This is a genomic window from Pedobacter steynii, assembly GCF_900103665.1.
Lineage (GTDB): Bacteria > Bacteroidota > Bacteroidia > Sphingobacteriales > Sphingobacteriaceae > Pedobacter > Pedobacter steynii.
Genome location: NZ_FNGY01000007.1, coordinates 101,930 through 128,555 on the forward strand (window position 1 = coordinate 101,930; position 26,626 = coordinate 128,555).

23 protein-coding genes are annotated in these 26,626 nt (G+C 44.0%); 13 read left to right on the top strand and 10 right to left on the bottom strand.

What is annotated here, in order from left to right:
• Positions 1-136 precede the first annotated feature (136 nt).
• The 12 genes from BLQ87_RS19695 (at position 137) to BLQ87_RS19750 (ending at position 13,895) form a co-directional block, all read left to right on the top strand.
• Positions 137-895, top strand: a complete 759-nt coding sequence (locus BLQ87_RS19695) for a potassium channel family protein (protein WP_216857834.1) — start codon at positions 137-139, stop codon at positions 893-895.
• Positions 896-898: 3 nt separating this feature from the next.
• Entirely contained in the window at positions 899-1,909 is a 1,011-nt protein-coding gene (locus BLQ87_RS19700) for a bestrophin family protein (protein ID WP_074610197.1), read from the top strand.
• Between the two features lie 32 nt (positions 1,910-1,941).
• Complete coding sequence (locus BLQ87_RS19705) at positions 1,942-2,688, top strand: hypothetical protein (RefSeq protein ID WP_074610199.1); 747 nt, start codon at positions 1,942-1,944, stop codon at positions 2,686-2,688.
• A 54-nt stretch (positions 2,689-2,742) separates the two neighbouring features.
• The gene (locus tag BLQ87_RS19710) at positions 2,743-3,522 is read left to right on the top strand and encodes a 3-keto-disaccharide hydrolase (protein ID WP_074610201.1); all 780 of its coding nucleotides are present in this window, start codon (positions 2,743-2,745) and stop codon (positions 3,520-3,522) included.
• Positions 3,523-3,636: 114 nt separating this feature from the next.
• A complete protein-coding gene (locus BLQ87_RS19715) occupies positions 3,637-4,188 on the top strand; it encodes a sigma-70 family RNA polymerase sigma factor (protein ID WP_172664933.1) in 552 nt (183 codons plus the stop codon).
• Positions 4,185-5,366 carry a hypothetical protein gene (locus BLQ87_RS19720; protein WP_143010490.1) on the top strand — a complete coding sequence of 394 codons (1,182 nt, stop codon included), beginning with the start codon at positions 4,185-4,187 and terminating at the stop codon, positions 5,364-5,366. The genes BLQ87_RS19715 and BLQ87_RS19720 overlap by 4 nt, the downstream gene beginning before the upstream one ends.
• An 85-nt stretch (positions 5,367-5,451) precedes the next feature.
• Positions 5,452-6,141 (top strand): hypothetical protein, encoded by a 690-nt coding sequence (locus BLQ87_RS19725; protein ID WP_074610204.1) that lies wholly within the window; start codon positions 5,452-5,454, stop codon positions 6,139-6,141.
• Positions 6,142-6,230: 89 nt separating this feature from the next.
• Positions 6,231-8,594 (top strand): TonB-dependent receptor, encoded by a 2,364-nt coding sequence (locus tag BLQ87_RS19730; protein ID WP_074610206.1) that lies wholly within the window; start codon positions 6,231-6,233, stop codon positions 8,592-8,594.
• Positions 8,595-8,632: 38 nt separating this feature from the next.
• Entirely contained in the window at positions 8,633-9,844 is a 1,212-nt protein-coding gene (locus tag BLQ87_RS19735) for a DUF4374 domain-containing protein (protein WP_074610208.1), read from the top strand.
• A 64-nt stretch (positions 9,845-9,908) separates the two neighbouring features.
• A complete protein-coding gene (locus tag BLQ87_RS19740) occupies positions 9,909-11,060 on the top strand; it encodes a PepSY-associated TM helix domain-containing protein (protein WP_074610209.1) in 1,152 nt (383 codons plus the stop codon).
• Positions 11,061-11,117: 57 nt separating this feature from the next.
• Positions 11,118-11,423: a hypothetical protein gene (locus BLQ87_RS19745; protein WP_074610211.1), complete on the top strand. Its 306-nt coding sequence runs from the start codon at positions 11,118-11,120 to the stop codon at positions 11,421-11,423.
• A 237-nt stretch (positions 11,424-11,660) separates the two neighbouring features.
• Positions 11,661-13,895: a S9 family peptidase gene (locus tag BLQ87_RS19750; RefSeq protein ID WP_074610213.1), complete on the top strand. Its 2,235-nt coding sequence runs from the start codon at positions 11,661-11,663 to the stop codon at positions 13,893-13,895.
• Between the two features lie 17 nt (positions 13,896-13,912).
• Here BLQ87_RS19750 and BLQ87_RS19755 read toward each other — a convergent pair whose 3' ends face one another.
• The 10 genes from BLQ87_RS19755 to BLQ87_RS19800 all read right to left on the bottom strand — a co-directional run bounded on the left by BLQ87_RS19755 (position 13,913) and on the right by BLQ87_RS19800 (position 25,346).
• Positions 13,913-14,494, bottom strand: coding sequence for a hypothetical protein (locus BLQ87_RS19755; RefSeq protein WP_143010491.1), 582 nt, complete (start codon positions 14,492-14,494; stop codon positions 13,913-13,915).
• Positions 14,495-14,675: 181 nt separating this feature from the next.
• On the bottom strand, positions 14,676-14,963 hold the full coding sequence (locus tag BLQ87_RS19760) for a transcriptional repressor (RefSeq protein ID WP_074610216.1): 288 nt from the start codon (positions 14,961-14,963) through the stop codon (positions 14,676-14,678).
• A 3-nt stretch (positions 14,964-14,966) separates the two neighbouring features.
• Positions 14,967-16,130, bottom strand: coding sequence for an acyl-CoA dehydrogenase family protein (locus tag BLQ87_RS19765; protein WP_074610218.1), 1,164 nt, complete (start codon positions 16,128-16,130; stop codon positions 14,967-14,969).
• A complete protein-coding gene (locus BLQ87_RS19770; protein WP_143010492.1) occupies positions 16,123-16,578 on the bottom strand; it encodes a hypothetical protein in 456 nt (151 codons plus the stop codon). Before BLQ87_RS19770 ends, BLQ87_RS19765 begins: the two co-directional genes overlap by 8 nt.
• Complete coding sequence (locus BLQ87_RS19775) at positions 16,578-17,684, bottom strand: heparan-alpha-glucosaminide N-acetyltransferase domain-containing protein (protein ID WP_074610221.1); 1,107 nt, start codon at positions 17,682-17,684, stop codon at positions 16,578-16,580. The genes BLQ87_RS19770 and BLQ87_RS19775 overlap by 1 nt, the downstream gene beginning before the upstream one ends.
• Before the next feature lie 21 nt (positions 17,685-17,705).
• A complete protein-coding gene (locus BLQ87_RS19780; RefSeq protein ID WP_074610223.1) occupies positions 17,706-19,019 on the bottom strand; it encodes a lysine N(6)-hydroxylase/L-ornithine N(5)-oxygenase family protein in 1,314 nt (437 codons plus the stop codon).
• 14 nt (positions 19,020-19,033) lie between these two features.
• On the bottom strand, positions 19,034-20,755 hold the full coding sequence (locus BLQ87_RS19785) for a GNAT family N-acetyltransferase (RefSeq protein WP_074610226.1): 1,722 nt from the start codon (positions 20,753-20,755) through the stop codon (positions 19,034-19,036).
• Between the two features lie 195 nt (positions 20,756-20,950).
• Positions 20,951-21,661 carry an HmuY family protein gene (locus BLQ87_RS19790; protein ID WP_074610228.1) on the bottom strand — a complete coding sequence of 237 codons (711 nt, stop codon included), beginning with the start codon at positions 21,659-21,661 and terminating at the stop codon, positions 20,951-20,953.
• Positions 21,662-21,672: 11 nt separating this feature from the next.
• Entirely contained in the window at positions 21,673-23,058 is a 1,386-nt protein-coding gene (locus tag BLQ87_RS19795; protein ID WP_074610229.1) for a hypothetical protein, read from the bottom strand.
• 29 nt (positions 23,059-23,087) lie between these two features.
• Positions 23,088-25,346 (bottom strand): TonB-dependent receptor plug domain-containing protein, encoded by a 2,259-nt coding sequence (locus BLQ87_RS19800; RefSeq protein ID WP_074610231.1) that lies wholly within the window; start codon positions 25,344-25,346, stop codon positions 23,088-23,090.
• Positions 25,347-25,570: 224 nt separating this feature from the next.
• Here BLQ87_RS19800 and BLQ87_RS19805 point away from each other — a divergent pair, with 224 nt between their 5' ends.
• The gene (locus tag BLQ87_RS19805) at positions 25,571-26,569 is read left to right on the top strand and encodes a helix-turn-helix domain-containing protein (RefSeq protein ID WP_074610233.1); all 999 of its coding nucleotides are present in this window, start codon (positions 25,571-25,573) and stop codon (positions 26,567-26,569) included.
• Positions 26,570-26,626: the final 57 nt, after the last annotated feature.

The window sequence follows — 26,626 nt, forward strand, 5'->3', positions numbered from 1 at the left end:
GATTCCGCAATCGTCTATCATGGTAATCTGCGTAAATTTCATTCGTCAAAGATAGCCGGTTAATGTTCCGGCATTCCCGGAAAAGGGCAATTTGACAATCCAAAAACAACTTGGTTTAATTTTTGATAAAACTTAAGTGCCGAACAAATACCTCCAAAAACCACCAGACCGGAATGAGAAAAACAACTGCCTGCAAATCAGCAAAACAACACCTTTAGAGATGAACAGCATCCTTTCGTTCATCCAGAAACACAAATATGAGTTTCTGCTCTTCGCATTGGTTCAACACCTGTTTATTGGGATTTTTATCACAGATCTTCCCAGCTATACACAGGTCATCTGGCCCATTAACATGATCATCCTCGGCCTTGCCAGTATAGGCCTTTTCTTTGAAAAGGGAAAGCTAAAAAACAGAGTCAGGAACGTCTTATTGGTGATGGTCGTTTTATTGCCCGTTTTCCTTCCCCTCTTTGGAAAAAATGAAGGTTATATGTTTGCCTTAAACCTTATCTTTTCAGGGTTCTTCATTTTCATTTTTTGGGAAATCCTGAAATTCCTGCTCCGGCCAAGTTATATCAATGCCGACGTGATCTCGGCATCAGCATGTGGTTATATGTTACTGATAGAAATCAATACTTTCCTTTTTCAGCTCTGCTCCTACGGACATCCGGATTCTTTTAAAGGATTGAATACCGCAGATCCTGCCAGCACCTATATGGATTTCGTCTATTTCTGCAGCATTACCATCACGAGTATCGGCTTTGGAGACATTACGCCCAATACCCACCATACCAAACTCATCACTTCCCTATTCGGCATCATCGGACAGTTTTATACCGTTGTGCTGGTAGGGATCATCATTAGTAAATTCAGTTCAAAACCAGCTCAATCCTAAATTATGCACATCGGCAGATCCTATCAATTGAAAGAATTCCTTGTATGGACAAGAAGAATCATTTACTGGGTCCTTGTGATCGGCGCGGCCCCGACACTTTTATATCAGGGCCTGGGGCTAAAATGGCTGGCCATCCCATGGACGGTAGTCGCACTTCTGGGTACCGCCACCGCCTTTATTGTAGGTTTTAAAAATACGCAGACCTATAACCGAACCTGGGAAGCGCGGCAAATCTGGGGTTCCATCCTCAACAGCAGCAGAACCTGGGGAACCATGAGCCGCGACTTTCTAAGGAAAAACCCGCAAAAGACGCAAGAACTGGTTTACCGGCATTTTGCCTGGCTTACCGCCTTACGTTACCAAATGAGGGAACCCAGAGCCTGGGAAAACAGCAGCAACAGGTCTAATGAAGAGTATAAGAAATTCTATACCATTCCGGAAAGAGAAAGTAGCCTGGAAACAGAACTGGCCAAATATATTCCTGCCGAAGAACTGACCTATATCCTCAGTACAAAAAACAGGGCAGTTCATCTGATGAGCCTGCAATCAAAAACGCTGGGCGATTTATTTGAACAGAAAGAACTGGACAGTTACCAGTTTGTAGAGATGGAACGGATTGTGAAAGACTTTTATGACCATCAGGGCAAAAGCGAAAGAATTAAGAACTTCCCCTATCCGCGTCAGTTTGCTACCATAAACGGTTTTTTCATCAAACTGTTTTGCTTCCTGTTGCCCTTTGGTTTACTGAAAGAATTTGATAAGCTGAATGAAAGCGTGGAAGGCATCATGAAAGGAAATATGGTCTGGATGGTGATTCCTTTCAGTGTCCTGATTTCCTGGGTGTATACCTCACTGGAAGTTGTAGGAGAAAGTACAGAGAACCCTTTTGAAGGAAGTGCCAATGATGTCCCTATTTCCCAGATGAGCAGAACGATAGAAATAGACCTGAGAGAAATGCTTGGAGAAACAGACTTACCTCCTGCCCTTCAGCCTAAAAACAACATCATCTTATAAACCGACATCTGCCTTAAAAACAAGATATTCTTATGAAAAAAAGAGAAAAACTAGCCCTGATCCGTGCGCATTATCCCAATGCAATCACCACCATCGACAGCGTTAACCGCCTGATTGACTTCGTGGAAGAACACCTCGACCTGGAACCTTCCCAGATTATGCTGGCAGACAGCATTTGCAGCGATGATGTCAACAGCATTCAATACCCGGTTAGGGCAAGCGAATTCCTGGGTCCTTTTAAAATGGGTGGCCTGGATGGTTTCCCCTTTACCGGGCTTACCGGAATGGGCGCTTTTGCCAGTCATGTTCCGGATGAAGGTGCCGTTTTTGTATATTATGGCCCACATATCGGCATTTCAAAAGAGGGCGTTATCGGAGAAATCCACCGCTACGGACAGCACAACAGCACCGGTTGTTGTGGCGCAGCAAAAGGCGCACTAAATAAGCTGATGAATGATGCCATCATTCCGGGAAACCTGAACGATCTGGATTACCAGATGAACACCATAGAGCAAATCCTGTTCAAAGAAAAGGCAAGAATCATCGCAGCAACACATCCTTTAAAGGAAGCAACAGAGGTCATTTATGAAGCCATCGATGAAAGAATCAACCTCCTGGTCAGTCAGACGAAATACACTTGTAAATACGTCATTTTACTGGGCACAATCCACATCAACAGCGATACCGACATCGGCTCTTTTACCTCTGCTAAACGCTTTGAGCTCATTGATCTTGCAACAAATGAGCGACAAAACCTGATGAAAGAATTTTTGAAATAAAACAGTGCTCAATAATTGTATATTAGCCTTAAATATTAAGCTAAATTATCAACTATGAACCTAAATAGTGCAATACTAACTACATCTTTACTCCTGGCAACAGCGGGCTTCGCAAATGCGCAGGAAAATGCAAAACATGAGGACACGGAATTTTATACTCCTGTACCGGTAGTCGTTGCTCCGGCAAAAACAACAGGCAATGCGCCATCAGATGCCATCATCCTTTTTGATGGTAAAAATCTGGACCAATGGGTGATGACCGACGACAGGTCGCAACCTGCAAAATGGAAAGTGGGCAAAGGAGAATTTACCGTTGATAAAAAAACAGGAAATATTGAGACTAAACAGTCTTTTAACAATTACCAACTGCACCTGGAATGGAAAGTTCCGGCGAATATTACCGGCGAAGGACAGGCACGTGGCAATAGTGGGCTCTTCCTCGCTTCCATCGGAAAAGGAGACTTAGGCTATGAATTGCAAATCCTGGATGCCTACAACAATAAAACCTATACCAACGGGATGGCCGGAAGTATTTATAAACAAACCACACCTCTGTTTAATCCTGCCAGAAAACCTGGAGAATGGCAAACATATGATGTGATCTGGACTGCGCCCCTATTTAATACCGATGGTTCTTTAAAAAGTCCGGCTAAAGTGACCGTAATTTTCAATGGTGTAGTCGTACAGAATAATTTTGAATTGAAAGGCCCTACGCAATATGTGGGCTTACCTTCGTACAAACAAGCGCATGGTCCTTCGCCTATTAAACTGCAAAGTCATGGCGACAAAAGTGAGCCGCTAAGTTTCCGGAACATATGGATCAGGGAACTTTAAAATAAATAATAATCTTTAAAAAATAAAAACGGCAGGCTCAGCATGAACCTGCCGTTTTTATTTTGAATAAATCTAAATAACACTACCTTTGGGACGAATTATAGAAACAGGGGATTGTTAAACATTACAGATATAAATACAGAGAAAGCGTCCTTTGAGATTACTGAGGAGACTTTTGCGCTGGTTTACAAAACACATTGGAAAAAACTGTATTACCTCTGCTACCACAAGCTCCAGGATCAGGACCTGTCAAAAGACATGGTTCACGACCTTTTCAGGTCGATTTGGGAACGAAGGGAAACACTGATCATTTCTGATTCTATTGAAAAATACCTGGTCAGGTCTGTTAAATTTAAAATATCTACCTATTTTCGGGAGAAAATTCAGCAGGAAAGAAATCTTGAAGAGTCGATGCGCTATTGTAAGGATACCGACTTAGTGACTGAAAAACATGTGGCATTCAATTTCCTCACCAAAGAAATCGCTTCATTGGTGGATAAATTACCGGAACGCTGCAAACTTGTTTACAGGCTAAGCAGAGAAAATGGGATGAACAATCGTCAGATTGCCTCCTCCCTGCTCCTCTCAGAAAAAACGGTGGAAAATCAGCTGACAAAAGCACTTTCGTTCATCCGACAGCACCTCGCTGACTATAAAAACGAATGAAAATAAAACGCCTTGTCCTCCTTTTTCTCAGCACTTGCTTTATGGCCTGTCAGCCTAAGAATTCCGGAAATACCAATTCCGCGGAACGCCACAAATATGTTTTACTGATTAACGGCGAAAAAGGTTCCAGAGCGCAAGACAGGATGATCTGGTTAAACTCCCTTGATTCCGGCGAAGTCACCAATACCAATCAGGGAATCGATATTTCCAATACTTTAGGCACCTATGTCATCATCAGAGATCGTTTTCTGATTAGTCTGGACAAAGAAACACAGACGCTGAGCAAATACACTTACAAAACTGATCAGCTGGCAGCGGCTGGCAAACTTCAGCTAAAGGATTTTGATTTTATCTCCAATTCGGTAGATCTGGATTCAAATCAATTGTACATCAGCGGTCAGGGTGACAAAGACATGCACCTCATCATTGATCCTCAAACCATGAAACTGGTTAAAAAGGAGCCCTGGAATTTTCCGGTAGCCAGAGGGCAATCCCGTTTTGAAACCTTCGCCAGTCTTCATGAGGGTAAATTATACCTTGGTTATAGTTCATTTGGAGCAGAATTTAACCATTGCAGTGATACCTCCTACCTCGCAGTTTTGGACTATCCGGCATTGAATAAACCCAAAATCACTAAAGATACCCGCTCTGCTTTTCCCGGAACGGGGGTCAATGGCTTATTCGATTCTTTTATCGATAGTCAGGATGACCAATACGTCCTTACCTCCCCTGTTTTCTATCATGGAAACCATCCCAAAGCAGCAACTGCTTTTTATAGAATAAAAAAAGGAGCAACGGCATTTGATGAACAATACTTTTTTAATCTTTCTGTATTCACCAGGGGGATACATTTGCTGGGCATTACTGCTGCAGGAAATGGTCAGGTGATCTTGGTTACTGCTCCGATTCCGGCAACAGGTAAAACCGATTATTATATAGCCGATGTTTATAAAAAAACGCTTAAACTCTTGCTGAAAGATCAGCATCAGCCCAATTTCGTATGGGGGACGGCTGGATTTTTTGATGGCCGGAAAGCTTATTTTGTCGTCAATGAAAAAGACAATCAGGCGCAGGTCTATAGCTACGATGCTGGGAAAGAATTGTTAAAAAAAGGAATTCTGATCAAAGGATCGGTTTCTCCAAAGTCCTCCTACCTCCTCTTCTCCCCTGAAAAATAAGCACTTAGCAACATCATTTATCTTATTTAAAAAAAATCTAAATAAGACGTAGGGGTAAATCCGTTTTCGATCTACTTTATATTTGATGGGCGCTAAGAATATCACAACAGAGCTTTTAAAAAAGTATCATTCCGGTTTATGCAATGCTGAAGAAAGGCTTGCTGTCGCATCATGGCTGGAAAGTGATGAGGATGAGATCGCCTACCTGCATCATCCGGCCGAAGAACAGGAAATCGAAGACTCCTTATGGGCTGAGATCCTCAGTTCAACAATAGCAAAGGATCAGGAAAAACGCCATAAAAGATTCCGCATTTATCAATATGGCATTGCCGCCAGTATCTTCATTGCCTGCTCTGCAACATTGCTGTTTTTTCATTTCTCTGCAACGACAAATGAAAAAACTTTCGTCAACCTGCACAATATCGGAACAAATGCGATAGAACAAAACATCGATGGCTTGATTCTAACTGCATTGCCAAAAAGCAATGTCCATGCGGTATTGAATACCGGCCTGCAGTCGGGAGACATCAGTTTCTGTGAGGTCATGCTGCTGAAAAATGAATCCAGGAAAGATATGGAAATCCGTTTTGATGCCCCATGTGCTTCCCAATCGGTAAAACCGAAAAGTTATACCCTTAAAAAAGGAATCACCTATGTCGCCCTGCGGGCAGACTGGAAATCACCGGAAATTATTGTTGTCGACCAGCGTTACCTGGAAGACCTTTTACCTTTAAATGTTGCCATGAGAATAAACAAGAAAATACAATCCATATAATACAGGTTTAACAAAAATGAACCGCACTGCTGGTAACAGTACGGTTCGGCCCGGAAACCGGGTGATTTAACGTTTGATAATTAAAATCAATGCAAATTAACAAAATTCTGCTTACGGGGCTCCTATGCGCCTTCCATTTCTTCACACTCGCCCAAAATGCAACACAATTCCGCATCACAGGCAAAATACAATCGACAGAAAATCAACCCATAGAAGGTGCTTCAATCCGGATCAGGACATTGAAAGCCGGGACAGTCAGCGCAACAGATGGCAGCTATCAGCTCTCCTTAATCAAAGCAGGTCAATATACGATTGAAGCGTCCGCAGTTGGTTACCTGACCCGAAAACAAGTGATCGAAATCAAGAATACACCTGAACTGCAAACCTTCGATCTGACTTTACAGCATGACGACCAACAGATGCAGACCGTAAACGTAGTTGGAAAGACAGAAAAAAGAAAATTAACGGAATCAGGATTCAATGTCAATGCCATAGAAACCAAAGCCCTTGCCAATACCACTGCCGATCTCAATCAGGTGCTCAGCAGAAGCACCGGTATCCGCGTAAGAGAAAGCGGAGGTTTGGGCTCAGACTTCAATTTCTCGATAAACGGGCTTTCCGGAAAACAGGTGAAGTTTTTCATCGATGGCATCCCTATGGAAAGCTTTGGCAATTCCATGTCGCTCAATAACATTCCGGTAAACCTGGCCCAGAGAATAGAAATTTATAAAGGAGTGGTTCCTGTAGAATTAGGTGCAGATGCCTTAGGTGGAGCCGTAAATATCGTCACGAACCAACAGGTGAAACAGTACCTGGACATGAGTTACAGTTACGGCTCGTTCAATAGTCACAGAGCCTCGCTTAGCGGCCGTTATACCGATCCAAAAACAGGATTAACGTTCAATGCCAGCGGATTTTACAATTACGCAGACAACAATTACACGATGAAAGAGATTGAAGTTTACGACTATGCGCAATCAAAATATGTGAATAGAAACTTTAAACGCTTCAACGATGGTTTCCGCTCCGGAATGGGGCAGCTGGAATTGGGATACAGGGATAAGAGTTGGGCAGATGTCTTCCTGGTTGGCATGCTCTACTCCTCTGCTTACAAGGAAATTCAAACCGGTGCCACTCAGGAAAAAGTATTTGGAAAGGTCCATACTTATGGAGATTTCGCTATGCCAAGTCTGAAATACAAAAAGAACGATTTGTTCATTAAAGGTTTAAATGCAAGTCTCTTTGCCACCTATGCAAAAGAAAAAAGCAGCACCGTAGATACTTCGACATCGAGGTTTGACTGGACTGGAAATGTAATTGGTTACGACAAGAATTTCGGGGAACGGGACCAGCTCTCGATCTGGAAATACACCAATAACTTCGCCATTCTTCGCGCAAATCTATCCTATTTGCTAAATGACAACAACTCCTTCAGCCTCAACTATGCACTTAGTGCAGGACGCAGAAAAGCAATAGAAACCTTAAAATCAGACCAGACTGCAAATGCACTGGATGTTCCGAATAAGCTGGACAAAGGTGTTTTGGGTCTTTCCTGGCAAAACCAAAGCATTAACGAACGGCTCAGCACTTCCGTTTTTGCCAAGCAATACCGGCTGCATACCTATATCCGCGAAGCAAAATATTATAATGGAACAGGCTATGTAAAAGAAGAAGCCGAAAAAACAAAAATCTATTATGGATATGGAGTCGCTACCCGATACAAAATCACTGAAGGAACGGGATTAAAAGCTTCTTACGAGCATGCCTTTCGACTGCCAGAGGTAGAAGAACTCTTTGGCGATGGAAATACAGTTCTGGCTACTCCCGGATTAAGTCCGGAAGAGAGTGATAACATTAACCTCGGCCTATATGCCACGAAACAGGTCAACGACCACCACTTTACGGCAGAGGCTTCTGTGTTTTACCGCAAAGCGAAAAACTTTATTCAACTGGAAGTCAGCAATATTTATGCAAAGTACCGGAACGTCGGAAACACCCAGATTACCGGTGTTGACGGAGAAATCAGGTACAGTTACAAAGACCTGCTTTCCTTTACCGTTAATGCCAGCTATATGAATGCAGTGAAAAAAGATCCGGGTTCTGCCACAAAAGACGAAAGGATTCCTAACCAGCCCTGGCTTTTTGGAAATGCAGACCTGGGCATCGGAAAAAATGACCTGCTTGGCAAAGGCAGCAGGCTTCAGCTGAACTGGTTTACACAGTATACACATTGGTTCTACCTGTACTGGCCAGACCGTGCAGTGGCAGAAAGCAAGTCCAAAATTCCCGGACAAACGGTTCACAATGCCAGCCTCACTTATTCTGTAAAAGAAGGAAAGTACAACTTCTCCCTGGAGTCCAGAAACATCTTTGATACCATGGCCTACGACAATTTCCGCCTGCAAAAACCAGGCAGGGCCTTCTTCCTGAAATTCAGGTATTTCATCAAATAACCAACATTTTAAAGCACAAACATAAAACAATATCAAAAATGAAAACGTCCAATAAAACAATGCGCATATTAGCCCTGCTTGCGGTTACTGCAACATTGTCCTTCAGCGCCTGTAAAAAAAGTTCAAACCCGGAACAACCTGTTGATCCCGCTCCTGAGGCAAGCCAGTTTGCCATCGTAGCTGGGATCAATAACCCGACTGCCTTGTTCCTGATGACCTCAGGAAACCTGAGCACAGGATCGGTAACCACTGTCGGACAAGGCACCGAAATCTCGGGATGGAGCCGCCTTTTTAAAAATGGTTTTTACTATAATCTTGCCAATAATAAATTTACCAAAAGCAAACTGGAGAACCAGTTACTGAAAGAAGTGGGCGCAATGCCGGTTACCGGAAATATCATGAACAGTTTCTGGTTAACAGACAATACCTTACTGATCAGTGGAACAAGCTCCACCACCCCTGATGCCATCATGACCTATACCATCATCAATGTAGACAACATGACCATCATCAAAACAGGTACCTTCGGAAAACAGGAGCTTCAGCCTACCGACAAAGCCATTTATATCAGCTCCTGCTTTTTAAAAGGGGATAGATTATATGTGACCTATGCGGTGTACAATTCAAACTGGACCGCTACAGACGTTGCTTACCTGGCTTCTGCACCTTACCCGGCATTAGACAACGTGACGATCTCTACGGATACCCGTTCCACTTATCCCGGCTCTTTCGCTCCAATCACTCCGAACGCGGTAAATTATAACAATGATGTGTATATGATCACCAATACCGGCGACAGATGGGGTGTAAATCCGAATAAGCCAAGCGCAATCTTCAGGTTAAAGAATGGCGCAACGGCATTCGACAAAGACTATTTCTTTGACTTGTCGGCAATCAGCGATGGAAACCGGGAATACTATGGCCTTTGGGACTTAGGAAACGGAAAAGCCATCACCCGTATGGGTAGAAAAGACCTGTTATTGGAATTTGAAGATTATACAAACAAAGATGTATTTGAATACTACGTGATTGATGTAGTGAACAAAACCAGAAAAAAACTAGAGCTTCCTTTGGACCGTGGTGTATTGGTATCTCCGGTATTGGTGGAAGCTGGAAAAGCTTATATCGCTGTTTCCTCTTCTACCGCAGGTAAATTCATCTGGACTTATGACATTGCTTCGGGGAACCTGACTAAAGGACTTGAAGTGAAAGGTGTCGACTATGTGAGTACCTTATCCAGGTTAAAATAAAATTCTTTTTACAAGGCCGAAGCAGAAATTTCTGTTTCGGCCTTTTTTATTGCTGTTACCCTTCATGTTTAGAAAAATCAACAACTGGTTACATCTCTGGATGGGCCTCGTTTCCGGAGTGATCATGTTTATCGTATGCCTTACCGCATGCCTTTTTGCGTTTAATGAAGAAATCCGGGACCTGATCTATCCTCCCGTAAAAGTAAGCCATCAGGCAAAGCCTGTCATCCCTCCTTCAAGAATCAAAACGATAGTAGCGGAGCATTTTCCCGGGGAACCAGTCACCATGGTGACCTATAAAAAAGGAAGGGCGATAGAAGTCATTGCAAAAAAATGGGACGACAATCCCATGCTGCTGTTCTTAAGTCCTTATACCGGAAAGGTGTTGGAGAAAAGAATCATGCTCAATAAAACAACCAAATTTTTCTATTTTATTGAAGAAGGCCACCGTACCTTATGGCTGCCCTGGGAAACCGGAAGGCTGGTTGTCAATTATGGAACCCTGATTTTTGTCTTTCTGCTCATCAGCGGACTAATCTGGTGGTATCCTAAGAAATGGAACAAATCTACCAGAGATAAAAGCTTTAAGATCAAATGGACTGCAAAATGGAAAAGGGTCAATATAGACCTTCACAATGTATTGGGCTTTTATTCCCTGATCCTATTGCTCATCCTTTCCCTGACAGGGATGATCTATGGATTAAAATGGTTCAGCAAGGGGCTTTACTGGAGCACTTCCGCCGGCGCCTCGCTCCCGGCATGGAAAGCAACGCTATCTGACACCACCAAAATGAACGCAGTTCGTAGTCTGGAACAGGTGCTCGATCAAAGTCTGGACATCACAATGAGGCGTTTTCAGGATGCAGAAGGTTATACCTACCGCACACCTGACACGGCAAATCATAGTTCCAGTATAGAGATCAATGCCATTGCAAGCCTCGGAAAAACTTATGCAGACCAGAGTTTATATTTCGACAGACATACGGGGAAAGAGATCACAAAAGAAGCCTATTATGCGGCGAGTTTTAAGGAAGCGCCTTTTGGAACCAAACTAAGACGACTCAACTACGATATCCATCTGGGCCAGGTCCTCGGACTTCCCGGAAAGATCATCGCCTTTTTGGTTAGCCTGATCGGAGCAAGTTTACCGGTTACAGGATTCATCATCTGGTACAATAGAAAGTTTGGGAAAAAGGGCAAAAAGAAAAAGGTTTGAAAAACTTATTTATCGGTAAGTGTTGCATAACTTTAAGTTCTAACGTTTACATAGCATATGAAAACACTATTAATCCTTCTAGCTGTCGGCTTCACATTTGCCAGCTGCAGCACCACAAAACCCTCAGGAGATAAAAGCATGATTGAACTCAGCGGAAAAATCCAAAAACAAGGGATGACCACCTACCAATATGGCAGCCACACGATTCAGTCGGGCGATAAAACCTATGCGCTGAAAAGCACGGCCGTTAACCTCGATACCTTTGAAGATAAAGAAGTAATCCTTAAAGGAACAAAAGTACCAGGCTATCCGGTAGAAAACGGCCCTGAACTGATCGACGTAAAAGAAGTAAAAATCAAATAATACAATTCTTCGTGTATTGAATTTTAACAGCATTCAATACACGAAAATTTCCTATCCCCTAAGTACAGGGCGCAAATCAGCCCCCTCCCTTTCAACGCTTTAAAAATGGTTGGCAGAGCGCCCAATGCAACTATTAAATTACACAAAACCCACTGGATACTACTCTTATCCTTCTCCAATAATTTGTACATTGCCTCATAGAACTACATCCTTAGTTATCTATTAATTCTGTCTTCTATGAGCGCTAAATACCCTTTGTTAGTTGTACTCTTTATCACCATTCAGACTAGCCTTGCCGCTGCGCAGGGAAAGTTAACCGATTATCAAAATGCAGAAGCATTAAATGGCCTGATGCAAAAGAAAATATACAACACTGCTACCAATATCCAATGGTTGGCTGCTGCGAAAAAATATTTTTATGCAAAGAGAACTGCCCAGGGATTAGAATATATAGTCGTCAACCCAAAGGGCTACGGTAAATCCCCGGCATTCGACCGGGAGAAATTTGCAACGGCCCTGTCCGGCTGGTCTGCAGAAAAAATCAATGCCAATGAATTGCCCATTTTGTTACCGGTAATGAGCGGCGATGGCAAAGTGCTTAAGTTCAACTATAAAAAGGAATCCTTAAATTGTGACCTGAACACTTATGCCCTTAGCAAGGTTCCTGCTCCTGCTGCAAATAACCGGGCCGAAGGAAAGACACCCTCTCCTGATGGAAAATGGATTGGCTATATTCAAAACTCCAACGTTTATATATCTGCTTCATCAGATTCGGCAAAGACTTATCAATTGAGCAGCGATGGTTCAACTGCCAATCATTATTCTCCATACCTTTTCTGGTCGCCTGATTCCAAAAAGCTCGCCACTTATAAGGTAAAATCTCCAAAACACCGCCTGACATACCTCATAGAATCTTCACCAACGGATCAGCTTCAGCCTAAGCTCCGCAGCAGGGAATATCCAAAACCCGGAGATACCGTGAATCAGTATACACCATCATTGTTTCTCGTTGATACGAAACAACAAATCCCGGTCGACAATTCCCTCATTCCTGATCAATATCACCTCAGCGAACCTGTTTGGCGTAAGGATAGCCGTGCTTTCAGTTATGAATACAATAAAAGAGGGCATCAGCTGTATTCCGTAATGGAAGTTGACCTGACCGGAAATACCAGGGAAGTGATTCGGGAAGTGAGCAACACTTTTGTCAATTACAGTCGTAAGAAATACCGCTTTGACCTTGGTGACGGAAAGGAAATCATCTGGGCATCTGAAGTAGATGGATGGAATCACCTTTACCTCTTCCATGCCAATGGTAAACTGAAAAATCAGATTACAAAAGGCGAATGGGTAGTCAGAAGGGTCATCAACGTGAATGAAAAAGAACGAACCATCATCTTTGAAGGAAGTGGAATGGAAACCGGTCAGGACCCTTATTTTATACAATATTATAAGGTCAACCTGGATGGAACAGGATTACAAAAGCTGACCTGGGAGAATGGGAATCATGCTGCTACGTTCAACGAAAATTATTCTAATTTTATAGATGTTTACTCGAGAGCGGACCAGCCTTCCGTTACGGTATTGAGAGATGGAAAAACAGGAACAGTGCTTCAGGAACTGGAAAAATCAGACATTACCCCTTTACTGAATACCGGCTGGAAACTGCCTGAAGTTTTCAGTGCCAAAGGCCGGGATGGCAAGACCGACATCTGGGGCATGATCATCCGTCCACGTAACTTCGATCCGACAAAAAAATACCCGGTCATAGAATACATTTACGCAGGCCCTCATGATTCTTTTGTGCCGAAAAACTTCATTGCCGACAGTCCCCTTGGTTTACATGAACTGGCGGAACTTGGCTTTATCGTAGTGCAATGCGATGGCATGGGTACCTCGAACCGTTCTAAAGCTTTTCATGATGTCTGCTGGAAAAATCTAAAAGATTCCGGCTTTCCGGACCGCATTGCCTTTATTAAAGCTGCAGGGGAAAAATATCCTTATATGGACCTGGATAAAGTGGGGATTTATGGCAGCTCTGCCGGGGGACAAAGTTCTATGGCGGCGCTCCTGTATCATCCTGAATTCTATAAAGTTGCGGTTTCCTCTTCCGGCTGCCACGACAACAGGATGGATAAAATGTGGTGGAATGAGCAATGGATGGGGTATCCGATTGGTCCTCAGTATGCGGAATCCTCCAATGTAGAAAATGCGGCAAAGCTTCAGGGGAAACTACTCCTGATCCTCGGTGAGCTGGACGACAACGTAGATCCTTCTTCTACCCTACAGGTGATGAACAAGCTTGTTAAAGCGAATAAAAACTTTGATTTCCTATTGGTTCCGGGAATGGGGCACTCCCTTGGCGGAGATTATGGAGAACATAGGCGCAGGGATTTCTTTGTGAAACATTTGTTGGGTGTTGAACCTCCCGAATGGAACTGGACACCTTCGATTACGGTACCCAAACCGTAATTGTCACTGTTTCCGGGCTATTGGGATTTCATGGCATTGCTGATGGCCTTTATTTTTTTCAGCTCGTCTTTATAATTGGTATGCCGCTGATAATAGATAGAATGGTAAGCTAAATCCTCTTTATTATTCTTAAAGTTCTCCGGATTTTGATCGATGTTCACTTTAATAATGCTGCTGTTGATGGCCTGAATAGGCGCAGCAATAAGGTTGACCGCTACATTCACCGCAGCCGCTCCCACATGCCCGGCAACCTGTTCACCGAAATCCGGATCCTTTTGCCCATCTTTCCTGACCCGTACCTGAGAATTGGGCAAAGTCTCATAATTGCGCTCCGCCAATGGATCGTATTTAACGACACTTTTAAGTTCGTAAGGAGCCTTTGAAGCCCGGATACGGATATTTTTAATATCCGCTGCTTTAATCAAAATTAAAGAATCTCCCTGTTGCAGGGTCAATGCATCTTCGCTTACCTGATACAAGATTCCTTTCTTTTTACCATCCTTCGTTTTTACGATCGCGATGTAAGAGCGGATAATTTGCGCCTGCAAACTAAATCCAAAACACATAACAAAAAGGAAAACAAGATGAACTTTCTTCATAAATCAGGAGGGTAATGAGCTGGAATAGTATCCACCTTATTACAAATATAACATTTCAACGTATAGAAAAAAGAATAAAAACACCTAAAGGAAATCAAATTTCCAAAACAAGCGGGTTTCTTCCGGAAGAAACCCGCTTGTTTTGGCATCGGTTTCTCCATACCGTACCCTCAAAGTGGTTTCATGTGCGTACATATTCCGGCATTGAAGGATGCTCCAAACGTACAAGCCGGTAAGCACAGGACTTTTTCAGTCCAGCTTCTTTTTCTATCAGGCCCATGTTTAGCAATAACCTTAAATTTGTATATACGGTAGCCCAGCTGATTACATGTTGCGCCCTGAGGAGCAGCCAGAAATCTTCTGCACTCTCTATCCTGTCCAGGCGACAAAGTTCCTGGATAATGATTATCCTCCTGAAACCCATATGGTATCCCTGTTGCCGTAGCTGACGTAGCATTTCATCTTCCATAAATTAATCCTTTAACAGTTCTCTGCTGATGACCAATTGCTGAATTTCCGAAGTGCCCTCCCCGATCGTACAAAGCTTGGCATCCCGGTAAAATTTCTCCGCCGGATAATCCCTGGTATAACCATAACCACCAAAGATCTGCACCGCCTCTGTTGCATTCTTTACCGCCACTTCCGAGGCATAGTATTTGGCCATAGCCGCTGCCACCGTTACTTTTTCGCCAGTGTCTTTTAAGCGGGCTGCCTCCCGCGTCAGCAATGTAGCGGCCTGCAGCTCTGTTGCCATATTGGCCAGCTTAAAAGCAATGGCCTGGAACTTCGCGATCGGCTGACCGAACTGTTCTCTCACTTTCGCATAATCTCTCGCCACTTCATAGGCACCCTGAGCAATCCCGACCGACAAGGCCGCGATAGAAATCCGGCCGCCATCCAATATTTTCATCGCCTGACGGAAGCCATCCCCTGGATTTCCCAGCAGGTTTTCCCGGGGAACCCGACAATTGTCAAAATGTAAAGCCGCTGTTTCCGAGGCACGCATACCCATTTTATCCTCCTTCTTACCCGAAGAAAAACCAGGCGTCCCCTTTTCCACCACGATGGCCGAAATATTGTCCGACTGCCCAATCGCTCCGGTTCGCACCATCACGACTGCAATCTGCCCACATGAGGCATGGGTAATCCAGTTTTTTGCACCATTCAACACATAATGATCACCTTCCAAAACTGCCGTTGTTTCCATCCTCAGCGCATCCGATCCGGTATTCGCTTCCGTCAATGCCCAGGCACCAAGCCAGGCGCCTGAAGCCAGAAAAGGCAACCAGCGCTGTTTCTGATATTCGTTCCCGAACATCAGTATATGATTGGTGCTTAAAGAATTATGGGCAGCAAAAGAGAGACCTATCGCCCCGCAAACTTTGCTGATCTCTATGATAATTTCTATATAATCGGCGTATTGTAAACCTGCCCCACCGTATTCCTGTGGGACCAATACACCCAACAGGCCCAGTTCTCCCAGTTTCTGAAAAACTTCCAGAGGAAACTGCTGGTCCTTATCCCAGTCCATCATTTCCGGCCGGATATGGCGATCGGTAAAATCCTTCACCATTTCTAATATTGATTCTCTATATTCTGTTGCAACGATCGCATCCAAAATGGGCATACTACTCATAACTATTGATTTTAAGATATTCCTTAACTGCTTTCCACTTATTAAAGCCTTCCAGACTTTTAAGTTCGCCTTCCGCAAGCCATGTCAGGGCTTCATCGGTATGGATAAAGACCTTGCAGGCACCGGCAGAAATGGCTTCAAAATTGGTTTTACATACTTTCTCGTACCTGGCTTCGGGAACAACCAGCGCGATGCCCTGTTCATACTGCTGCAGTAAAGGCAGGTATTTTTGCATCCATCCTTTCGCCATTTTGCCCAGGCCGGGTGTATTTTCAAAACTGGCATCATCCCTGATATTGAGCAAGGCATAGGGTTGTTCCCGGTCCAGCCATTTGCCATAATGGCCCAGAACCCTCAGGTAATCTTCCGGGGAAACTGTTCCATAGCTTAGTGAAATATTTAAAGGGTAAAAGAGGTCTGTACAAGTGTGACTGATCATTTTCATCATTAATTGGGTTTAACAAGAGGTTCCTTTTTTGCCGGGGCTGCCTTTTTCCTTTGCCCTGTACTGAGGTATTCCCAGCCTGCGGTGAGCAACATGGTCAGCACAATGAACAAAATCAGGTAAGGCACCACCAGTCTGCCCGGCAGGGAATGATAAGGGGTAAACGCCCATCCCCAATAGATCAGAATCCATTGAAGAATATAAATCTTAGTGACATTCCTGCTGCAGAAGCGAATTCCTTTGGTCATGCCCGTACTCAGGTAAGGGCTGATGAAGTAAAGCAAAGAAAGGAAGCTCAGCAGTTGTCCGCAATACATCACCAGTGCCCCATGTTTCCGGTGGTAATAATCCGTTCCGAACTGCCCGGCAGGATCCACCTTTATCAATAGAAAACCGATCGTCAACAGGACAAATCCAATTCCCAGAAAGATCAACATGGTACGTTTTAAGGTGCTGTAATTGCGGATAAAATATCCGGCAGTCATCCCCAGTAACGGGAAAGCCATCCATGGGCAAATGGGGAAATAGACCTGAGAATTCTGTCCGTAAAACAGTTGCAGGAAATAATTCCCTGTGGCATACTGTTCCTGATACAGATAAGGGGCCAATCCCAGCAGAGGAATGGCGAGCAACAATGCCCAGATCTGATAATTGCGCACATACTGGAACAGAAAAGCACAAAAAATATAGGCAATCCCTGCAAATTGCAGAATGTCGGCGATAAAGATGAAGCTCAGTAATCCTTCGGTATTGTTCAGTCTTCCCGTTTCTGCAAACAAAGCATCAGGAAAGACGCCAAACAAGGTAATCGTAGGAAAAAACTTCAGGAAATTGAGTACATATCCCGTTACGATTAAGATCAGCCCTCTGGACCAGATCTGACGGGGAGTTTTAGGGGAGGACAACACAATGGCCAGTCCCATAGAGAAAATAAATGCAGGTGCACCGATGCCTTCTGCACAGAAAGCAATCCAGGTGATGGCCGTAGAGCCGATTACCTTCGGTGTACCGTACATGATCACAATGTGTCCCAGGAACATAAAAAAGACCGCAAAGGCTTTCATGATGTCAAGGGCAATGAGTTGATGTTGTGGTGTAAGCGTTTTCATATCAAGTTTAAATGTTCGGATTTAGATGTTCAGGGGAATCCCAAAATCCTGGAAAGCAATTCGGTCTTCCAGTTCAAAGGCTTCTTTTTCCGGTCCGAGAATGTGGTTGAGGATGCGCGCATTGCGGTATGGGCCCATCCCCAGATCTGAAGTCAGGATGCCATGGGAAGAAAGTTCTGCATTGAGCACATAGATTTCTCCTTCATTTTTGTCGACACTAAAGTTGGCCGCTACTTTAAATCCACCGCTTTCATCCCGGTTGATCCGGTCGTTCACAAATTTTAAGAAAGCAGGCTCCTGATGCCGGTATCCTGTTGCCAGAATCACATAGTCAGACTGGATTTTGAAGTCTTTTTCCAGCTGCATATGCTGCAGCCCAAGTTCAAATCCCGTGTATTTATTCCCCGTTAAAGACTGCAGCATTACATTCGGCAGGATTTTGATCGGCAGGGGCTCCTTTTTATAGAGGTCTTTATGGTACAGTTCGTTATAGATCTCATCGATCAGCTCCTGATTGATACCCTTATAGAGGATTTCCTGCCGGGAGATGATTTGTGCCCTTTTCTGCTCCGGCAGGCCATGGAAATAACTCAGGTAATCCGGTGAGGTATGCTCAAAGGTCAGCTTGGAATTTTCCATCGGGAAGAAACGTTCCGCAGCTGTGATCCAGTTCAATTGAAACTGTTTGTCGTCCATCTCCTGGAGCAGGTCCTGGAACATTTCCGCAGCGCTTTGTCCGGAGCCAATGATGCTGATGCTGCTTCCCGGTTTGAGGTAACTCTTGCGGTACAGGTATTGCGAGGAATGGAATACCCGCTCTCTGCTGCATTCCTCCGCACATTGCGGCATTAAGGCCGTCGTCCCGGTGCCTACCACTAATCTTTTAGAGCGATAGGTTTTAGTGCTCCTGTTGATCAGGTCATGAACGCTGACCTCATAATGCCCCTCCGGATGGTATTCAATTCCGGTAACCACATGACTAAAACGAAGTTCCGGCAACTGGTCTGCTACCCAACGGCAATAGTCATTGTATTCTTTTCTCGTTACATAAAATGTTTCCTTAATGCAGAACCGGAACAGCATTTTCTTTTTCTTCAGGTAATTGGTAAAGCTGAATGGGTTTGTAGGATCTACGGAAGAAACCAGGTCAGCCAGAAAAGGAACCTGTAAAGTACTCCGTTCAATCAGCAAACCGGGATGCCAGTTAAAAGAAGGCGCCTGTTCAAAAAACAGGGTTTTCAAAGGCAGCTCATGTGATAAGGCTGCGAAGCCCAGGTTAAAAGGTCCGATGCCAATACCGATGACATCGAGTATGTTGTTATTCTTGTGATTCATGATAGAGATAGGGTTTAGATATTCACGTAGATATTGGTGCAGGAACGCTCCAAAACGTCTTTTACTGCTTCCTGGAACTGTTCCCTCACACAGAAAGTCAGGTTGGAAGTCTTATAAGGCAGGACTAAAGCCTTGTTGAATTCGCAGCCAACTTTGGTGATCAGGTTATGCGTTCCCATATGCGCTGCTGAGGCCTCCCCGATCATGCGGTGCAGCTTATCAAAGGAGAAAAAATGTTCCATACACATCGTCAGTGCATAGTAGGAGAAATTAGGAATCCGGCGTTCTGCAGGGGCAATCAGCATGTGGAAACCATAATCTCCCGGATGAAAAGGATAATACTTCCCTACTTCATCTTTAATCGCCCAATACAGCTCCAGCGTAAAGATCGGCTCTCCGTTCAGCGTCCCGATATAAGGATGCGAATAATCTACGCCCAGGTGCTTGATGTAAGCCTCTTCCAGGTCTTTGATTGGCCCGTCCATCTCCCAGAATTTCTTGGTATAGTCCATATTCACCCATTCATGGAGAATCTCTATATCCGTTTCCGGATTAAAAGCGCGGATGGCAATTTCCAGTTCTCCATTATTGAAATAGCGTTTATGAACCACTTCTCCCGGACTGGGTTTAATCAGTTCCGGAACATAATACCGCGTATTGATCACATGGTTGTGCAAATGCAGGTATCTTTCGGCATATTCCTCTTCCTCCTTCTTTTCCAGGAGCTGAGGAAGGTTGGCCCTGACTTTCAGTCTTACTGCATCCAGAAAATCTGCTTTACCAGCATGTTCTTTTTTCACATGACTCAGCTCTTCGTTCAGGTATTCCAGCAGTTTTTCTTCAGAAAGGAAGCCAATCATACCAATGGCGCGGATCAATGGATAAAGGTGATGTGCCAACAGCTGTGCCGCTAAAAAAGCACTTAACTTCTCCTTGTTAAAGTTTTCCGGCAATTGTGCCAGGTCTAAGGTCTCTTGCGCTCCCGGGAAGACCATCTGTTCCGGCAAACCATCATCATCCAGACATAAACCTGCATGGAGATAAGTTGGCGAAAGCAGGACCCCTTCTTTCAGGTAAAGGTCTAAACTGCTTTTCAGCAAATGATACATATAGCGTTGTGCCCATTGTGCAGCCGCTTTTTCCGGGCCGATTTCCTTGCCTCTGGAAAAGGAAAGAATAGCCCCCTGAAGCAGGGAACAGGCATCCTGGTCGCCAAACTCATTAAAGAACAGATCACTCGCATGAAAATCATCATTTGGTGCCTTTTCCTGCCAGCGTTTCAAGGCCTCATTTGATTCCGCAGAGATCAGGTATTCCTGAGGCACATACTGTTCCAGTTCTCTTGATAAAGCATGTTCGTAAGCTGCCCCCAGGTCTTCCAGCTTGCGCTGCAGCGCCGGTTTGGACAGGTCCGGATAAATCTCCCGGATCAGGTGGTTTAAGGCAACATCCGGAGTGATCACCGTGAGCACATCGGTTCCTTCCTTACGCCATGCCGGCGCATTGCCAAACAGGTGAAATCCGGTCAAAGAATGATAAATAAGTGGATAATAAAGTACGGAACCTGCTTGCTGAAGACTAATCTTAACGAAAGCATTTTCAGCACCGTTTTCCATATACGCCGCCAGATCCTCATCATATTTCGGTACCAGATCAAAGTAATACCAATGGTTATATTCCCGGAGAATTAAGTTCAACAACAGATTAATCTGATTGTTTTTGTCGTGTGGAGCCATAATACTATTGAATTTTATAGGGTGAGATCGATTTGATAACGGGATTGATACGGCCGTAAAATTAGGTGGGATCCTCTGGGGAGAGTTTACGAATTCGGAACTGTTATTTACTAATTTGGTTTTTTCTGTCGCCGGAGCATAAAAAAAAGCGCTTACAGAGAGATCTGCAAGCGCAACGTTAACGAGAGGGAATTACTATTTTGAAGAGTCCAGATTTCTTGAACCATCTTTTTGAAGGAAGAAACGGAAGCTGAGGTAAAATTTCTCTGAGCTTTCCGTTGGGTTTTCCGGGCTGTCTTTATAGACACTTTGGATCTGCAGTTTTGCATATTTCCCTTTATTCGTTTTAAAGATAATCGTTCTGTTTTTCAGCGGCTTGACCACTTTCAACAAAACGCCATTCTCAAAGGCAGACATCCAGCCCAATATACCTGGGTTTGTATCTCCATTCAAGGTAAAACTTGTGTTGCCATATTTGCCTTCATAATCTACCCGTTTGTTGTACATCTCATCATTGGACGGAGCCTCCATTACCTGCTCAAAGGGTTTGGCTACAATTGTGATGAGTGCCTTCCCTTCATTTCCGGGGATCACACTACCTGAAGTATAATTGCCATTGTTGACAATGATCCTGTTCAAGTCAAAGTCGAACGCAAAATCCCATTGATCAGTTCTGTGTGCTGATGCCGGCAGCACCTTCTGTTCATCAAGGCTATAATACCACAAGCCTTCCGCATCATCCTGAGCATCAGCAGATTTTCCCACAATCTGATCGGCAATTTTCAAATTGGAAACCTGTATAAAATGTTGTTCAGGTATCACTTCCGCAACAGGCTGATCCTTTTTGCAGGAAATCAGAATCAGTGTGCATAGCACCGTGCACAGTGTAAATTTTGTAGTTTTCATCTAAATTATTCTTAAAGTCTATCCAGACCCATTATTCTTATGTAACCGGCACCGCTGGCAAAACCAGAAACTGCGGTTGTGGCGATAGGTGATGTTGCTGAACCCAGCGTTCCTGTAGTCAAAGCGGAGATTTTCCTGATTCCTGCGTTATTGGCCGGAGTAGTGTTGTTGTAGATGAAGTAAACCTCATTGTTAATTAGCCTTGCATTTTGATAAGCATAATAGTTATCCAACGGAACATTGAGTCTTTTGCCCGCTTTAGTCAGGGCATTTACAGCAGTCCATTGCCAGATGTCTGAGCGGTAAGAAACACCATGTCCTGATCCAAGATAGGTTACGTCTGTTTTTGGAATTTTTGTGTAGATGATGTTATCATGAACCAGCAAGGTGTTAAATTCACCTTTTCTTCCTGAAAAATTAGCAGCCATATCAATATTCCAGGTGGTATTGATTGCATTTGCAGCGGCATCTATTTTCAGAATTTTAGAGAGAGAGGTCGAGGTCGCCATATTTCCTACTGCTGAGAAATAAATATCTCCCGTCACTTCATCTCTGGAAACCAGAGGCGCATCATTAAACAGCCCGATGTTTGTTGCTCCGGTAAAAGAACTTACCGTAATGTGGCCTGTAGATTTATTAAATGCAGCTACATACACATTGTTGTCGGCCTGCACCACTTGTTTCAACGAATTGTAACTATTGCCAAACAAGACATCAACAAAGATATAATCACCACGATCCAGGATCATTTTTGAGCCGATCAGTTTAGTCGACGCACTGGTTGTAATTGGGTTCGTTACATTGGTTGCTGAAGGATTAAACACTGCGGAGAAATCAATCGCCGTATAACCAGCTGCAGTCATTGGCGTTGCCGTAGGGTTAAACCTGAAAACCTTTAACCGTTCTGCTGCCGGTATGGCATCTGCATTGGTATAATAGGCAGTATCTGGTTTATATAAGGAAAAATTGATCTCGTTAGTTTGCATTAAGGGTGATCCCCCAAGATTAAAGAAGGTCCCACTTTCAGCAACAGTTCCCGTTGAGGAAACGCTATACCGCTGAATCCCCCGGCTTCCTACGTTACTGCTGCTCAGCTTATAAAGGTAACTGAATGCTGCCCGGCCTCCGACTGCGTAATTTACACCGAAACTCCCTGTTGCAGGGAAGGACAAGGTAGCAGGAAGCGTACCATAGCCATTGATCGCGCCAGACCAGTAAAGATCTCCTTTGCCTCCCCATACCACCCATGGGCCTGTAGGACTCGTAAAACTCGGCGCAGCAGCCATGCCGTTCAGCTTCAGCGAACCAGTCTCATTAAAGGCTTTATCTTTTTTACAAGAGGCTAAAAACAAGGTTGCCGCGGTGGCAAACAGCGCAAATTGTGATTTTAAATTCATAGTACTTGATTTTGGTTTTAATTGAACATTTATTTATTTGTCGAAAGTTCCCATCGAAGTTTTACTGATACTGCCCTTCCGGGACGTTCCATATAAAAATTGTCAAACAACTTCTGTTGGGTCAGGTTATTCACTTGCAGGGAAATGCTGCATTTCGGATTTTCCATATAATGAATGAATCCAACGGTATAGTTTTGTTGTCCCAGGCGCCGATCGCCGGGGATCCAGAAATTACGGGGTTGATAGTCTTTAGGATAAGGCTCAAATAAGCCCAGGTCTTCTGCCCCAGCGATCCAGTTGAACCGGTGCATATAGTTCCAGTAGCCGTAAAATTCTGTCCTGCTCTTCTTTTGGAGGAGCTCATCAAACATCAGACGGAGCTGAAGATTTCCCAGGATTGGAGGCTGATCTGCCAGCCTGGACGGTTTATCTCCTTTAATCTCCAGTCCGAGGTCCTGCTTCACATCCATATAAGTTCCGTTTCCGGAGAGCATCAAAAATTTAAAGGGTTTGTACATTACTTCCATTTCGATTCCTTCGCTCGTCACGACCGTCCTGTTGGTGTAATAACTATAAGGAATATCCCTCACCAGCATGATTCTTCCATTGGTCCGCCGCGTAAAATAGTTTGCCGAAATATGGAAAGCACCCGCCTGTTGCGCTGCAGCGCTGTACTGAAACTGGAAATTATAATTATGGCTTTTTTCAGGCCTGATTCCGAAATTAGATTTCACATTATAAGAGTCCCCAAAAACTTCAAAATCATCCGGCATACGCACCGCATATTCGTAAGAAGCTTTAATCACCCATCGGGATGTTGGCCGGAAGCTGATTCCCTCCATCCAGCCCCAGGCGCCGGTAGAATCGCGAACGATTTTTTCAGATCCGGATCTTCCAATCGTAGAATAACCGGATGTTTTCATTTGATATCTTTTTAGCGCGATCAGGTTTTCCAGTTTTTCATCCAGGAAACGGGAACGGAGGCCCAAAGCAGAGATGTGTTTCACATACTTTGAGGGAACGGTATACAAATCCAGTTCCCCATTCCGGGTTAATCCACCAAGGGTATCTGTCCCTAAACGGTCATTATGCGTATAAATATGGTTGAACTGAACCTGATGGTTCGGCAGTACATCATACACCACATTAAACCTCAGGGTGTAAAAATTGTATTTAAGGTGCAGTGCATTACCTCCATAGAAAAACTCGCCAGGATGCCCTTTATCGCCCTGCAACTCCCCAAACCGGTTATAAACCAGGGACGAAGTATCTAAAAAAGTGGTTTTAATGCGGCTATACCCCAGAACTGTTCCGATCTTTAACTTCCCGGAAAGCAGGGATTTATCATGTTTCAACAGCTGACTAAAAGTTCTGTCATTATTGAAAGGGTGCATCGTCATTACGTCGTTTCTCCCATTGGATGGTATTCCAGGCAATTGCGGCAATTGCTTATAAAACTGAGATCCCAGAATGGTTAAACGAAGGTCATCCGCCCAGGATTTGTGCTTAAAGCCCAGATATATTTCCGCAACCGGGGCTTTCAGGATGTTGTTTCGAAAAGCACTGCGGATTGTATTGTCAAAAACCAGGTTATTATCCCCTGGAGAGATCCAGCCTACATCCCTTTTGTAATTGTTATCAGAATAGGTGTATGCCGCATTTATCCCCGCATAACCTCCATATTTTTTGAATGGCAGATAGCCGCTGATGGTTGCCCGGTGGGTGTTAAAGGAACCCAGTTCATAAGATGCTTCCAGCGTAGTAACAGCCGGTGTTCTGCTGACAAAATTAATCGCTCCACCCAGTGCATCTGCCCCAAGAGAAACCGGTAATGCGCCTTTATAGACCTCTATCCGGTCCAGCATATTGGAGGGAATGAGGGAAGGGTCGAAACTATGCCCATAAAAACTCAGCGGAATTCCATCTTTGAAAACTGCGATTGCTTTTCCATTCAGCCCGTTCAGGTTGATATTCACCGGGTCACCAAGGGCACCATCCCCTCTCAGCTTCACGCCCGGCACCCTGTTGAGCAATTCTACCAGATTCCCGCTTTGTCCATGAACCGCTTTCAGGTCGATGATCTCAATCGGCAATGGGGAATCTTTAAATTCCCGGATCACAGATTTCCCCTTGATGTTCACTTCTTTTAATCTATTGTGCCTTTTGGAAGTTGTGCTATCCTTTATTTTTTTTACTGGTTCCTGTGCCTTTAATGCCTGATTCGAAAAAATCACCGCTCCTGTAACCATAAATAATAAGCCCATGATGCTGAGTAGCCGTTTTCCCATTTTTATCCAATGACTTTAATAAATTATCCGGGGCGAATCTAGCTGGATATTTAACCTGGCCGTTTACCAATTCCGATCTATTATTTACCAATTCGGAACTTTTTATGACTTTTAGTTTGTCATAAAAATGTCTTATTTAGGATTCTCTCACCGGAGTCGGCTGGTAATACATAATTTAGAATAAGTATAAATAACACCCAAGAATCATCCCAACGAAACTCCTTATGAAATTCAATCTCAATGCCGCTTCCTTTATGGAAGAATTGCATTACAACCAGTCAGATGCCCTCGTCATTACCTCAGGTACCGTTTTAGAAACCAAAGCCAGCTTCGAACATACTTTTGGGGACGTACGTTACAAAGAAATAAAACTCGGGATTGGAAACATCCTTGTTGGCGACTACCACATCAAAGAAGCCCTCCTTCTTTCAAGTGAGATGACAGAACCTACCATCGAAATGCATTTTAACCTTGGCAATGCCATCCGTATGGGCGAAGACGGCTTTGCCAGCACCGACATTTACGGAATGCGGCAAAACATCCTCGGCGTGCAAAAGGTCAAAGGTTTTGTAGAATTTGAAGCCGACACTTCCTATAAAACTTTCGACATTCACCTCTCTGTCGACTTTGTTAAAAAATGGTACGGACAGAATAAAGTACTTGATCGTTTTATAGATGATTTTGAAAGAAACAGAACCAGTACCCTCTATCCTGATGCCATGCACATTACCCCGGATATGCAAAGGGTCATTAGCGAAATCAGCAACTGCCCTTATTCCGGATTCATGCAAAAAATATACCTGGAGGCAAAAATCCAGGAGCTCTTTATCCTCCAGCTGGACCTTTGTGAGTGCATGATGAACATTGGAAACCAATACAAGCAGGCCCTCAGCCCGGGAGATATTGAACGGATTCATGAAGCAAAACGCTATATTGAAGAACACCTGAACCAACCAAAAACGATTATTGAACTTGCCCACCTCGTCGGCACCAATGAATCAAAATTAAAGCGGGGCTTTAAGCAGTTGTTTGGTACCACCGTGTTTGGGTACATGCAGCAAAGGCGGATGGAACAGGCCAGGAGAATGTTCATCGAGGAGAATAAGTCGGTGAGCGAGGTTGCCCTGTTTGTCGGCTATGCGAACCTTTCCAATTTCACCAATGCTTTTAAGGTCTATTTTGGCTTTCCTCCAACGATGTTGAAGAGCGGAATTCCTTATTAGTATTGGTTTGTTGTAAACTGCTGTCTGTCGACCTTTCTACCCATTCTGTCGTCGTTT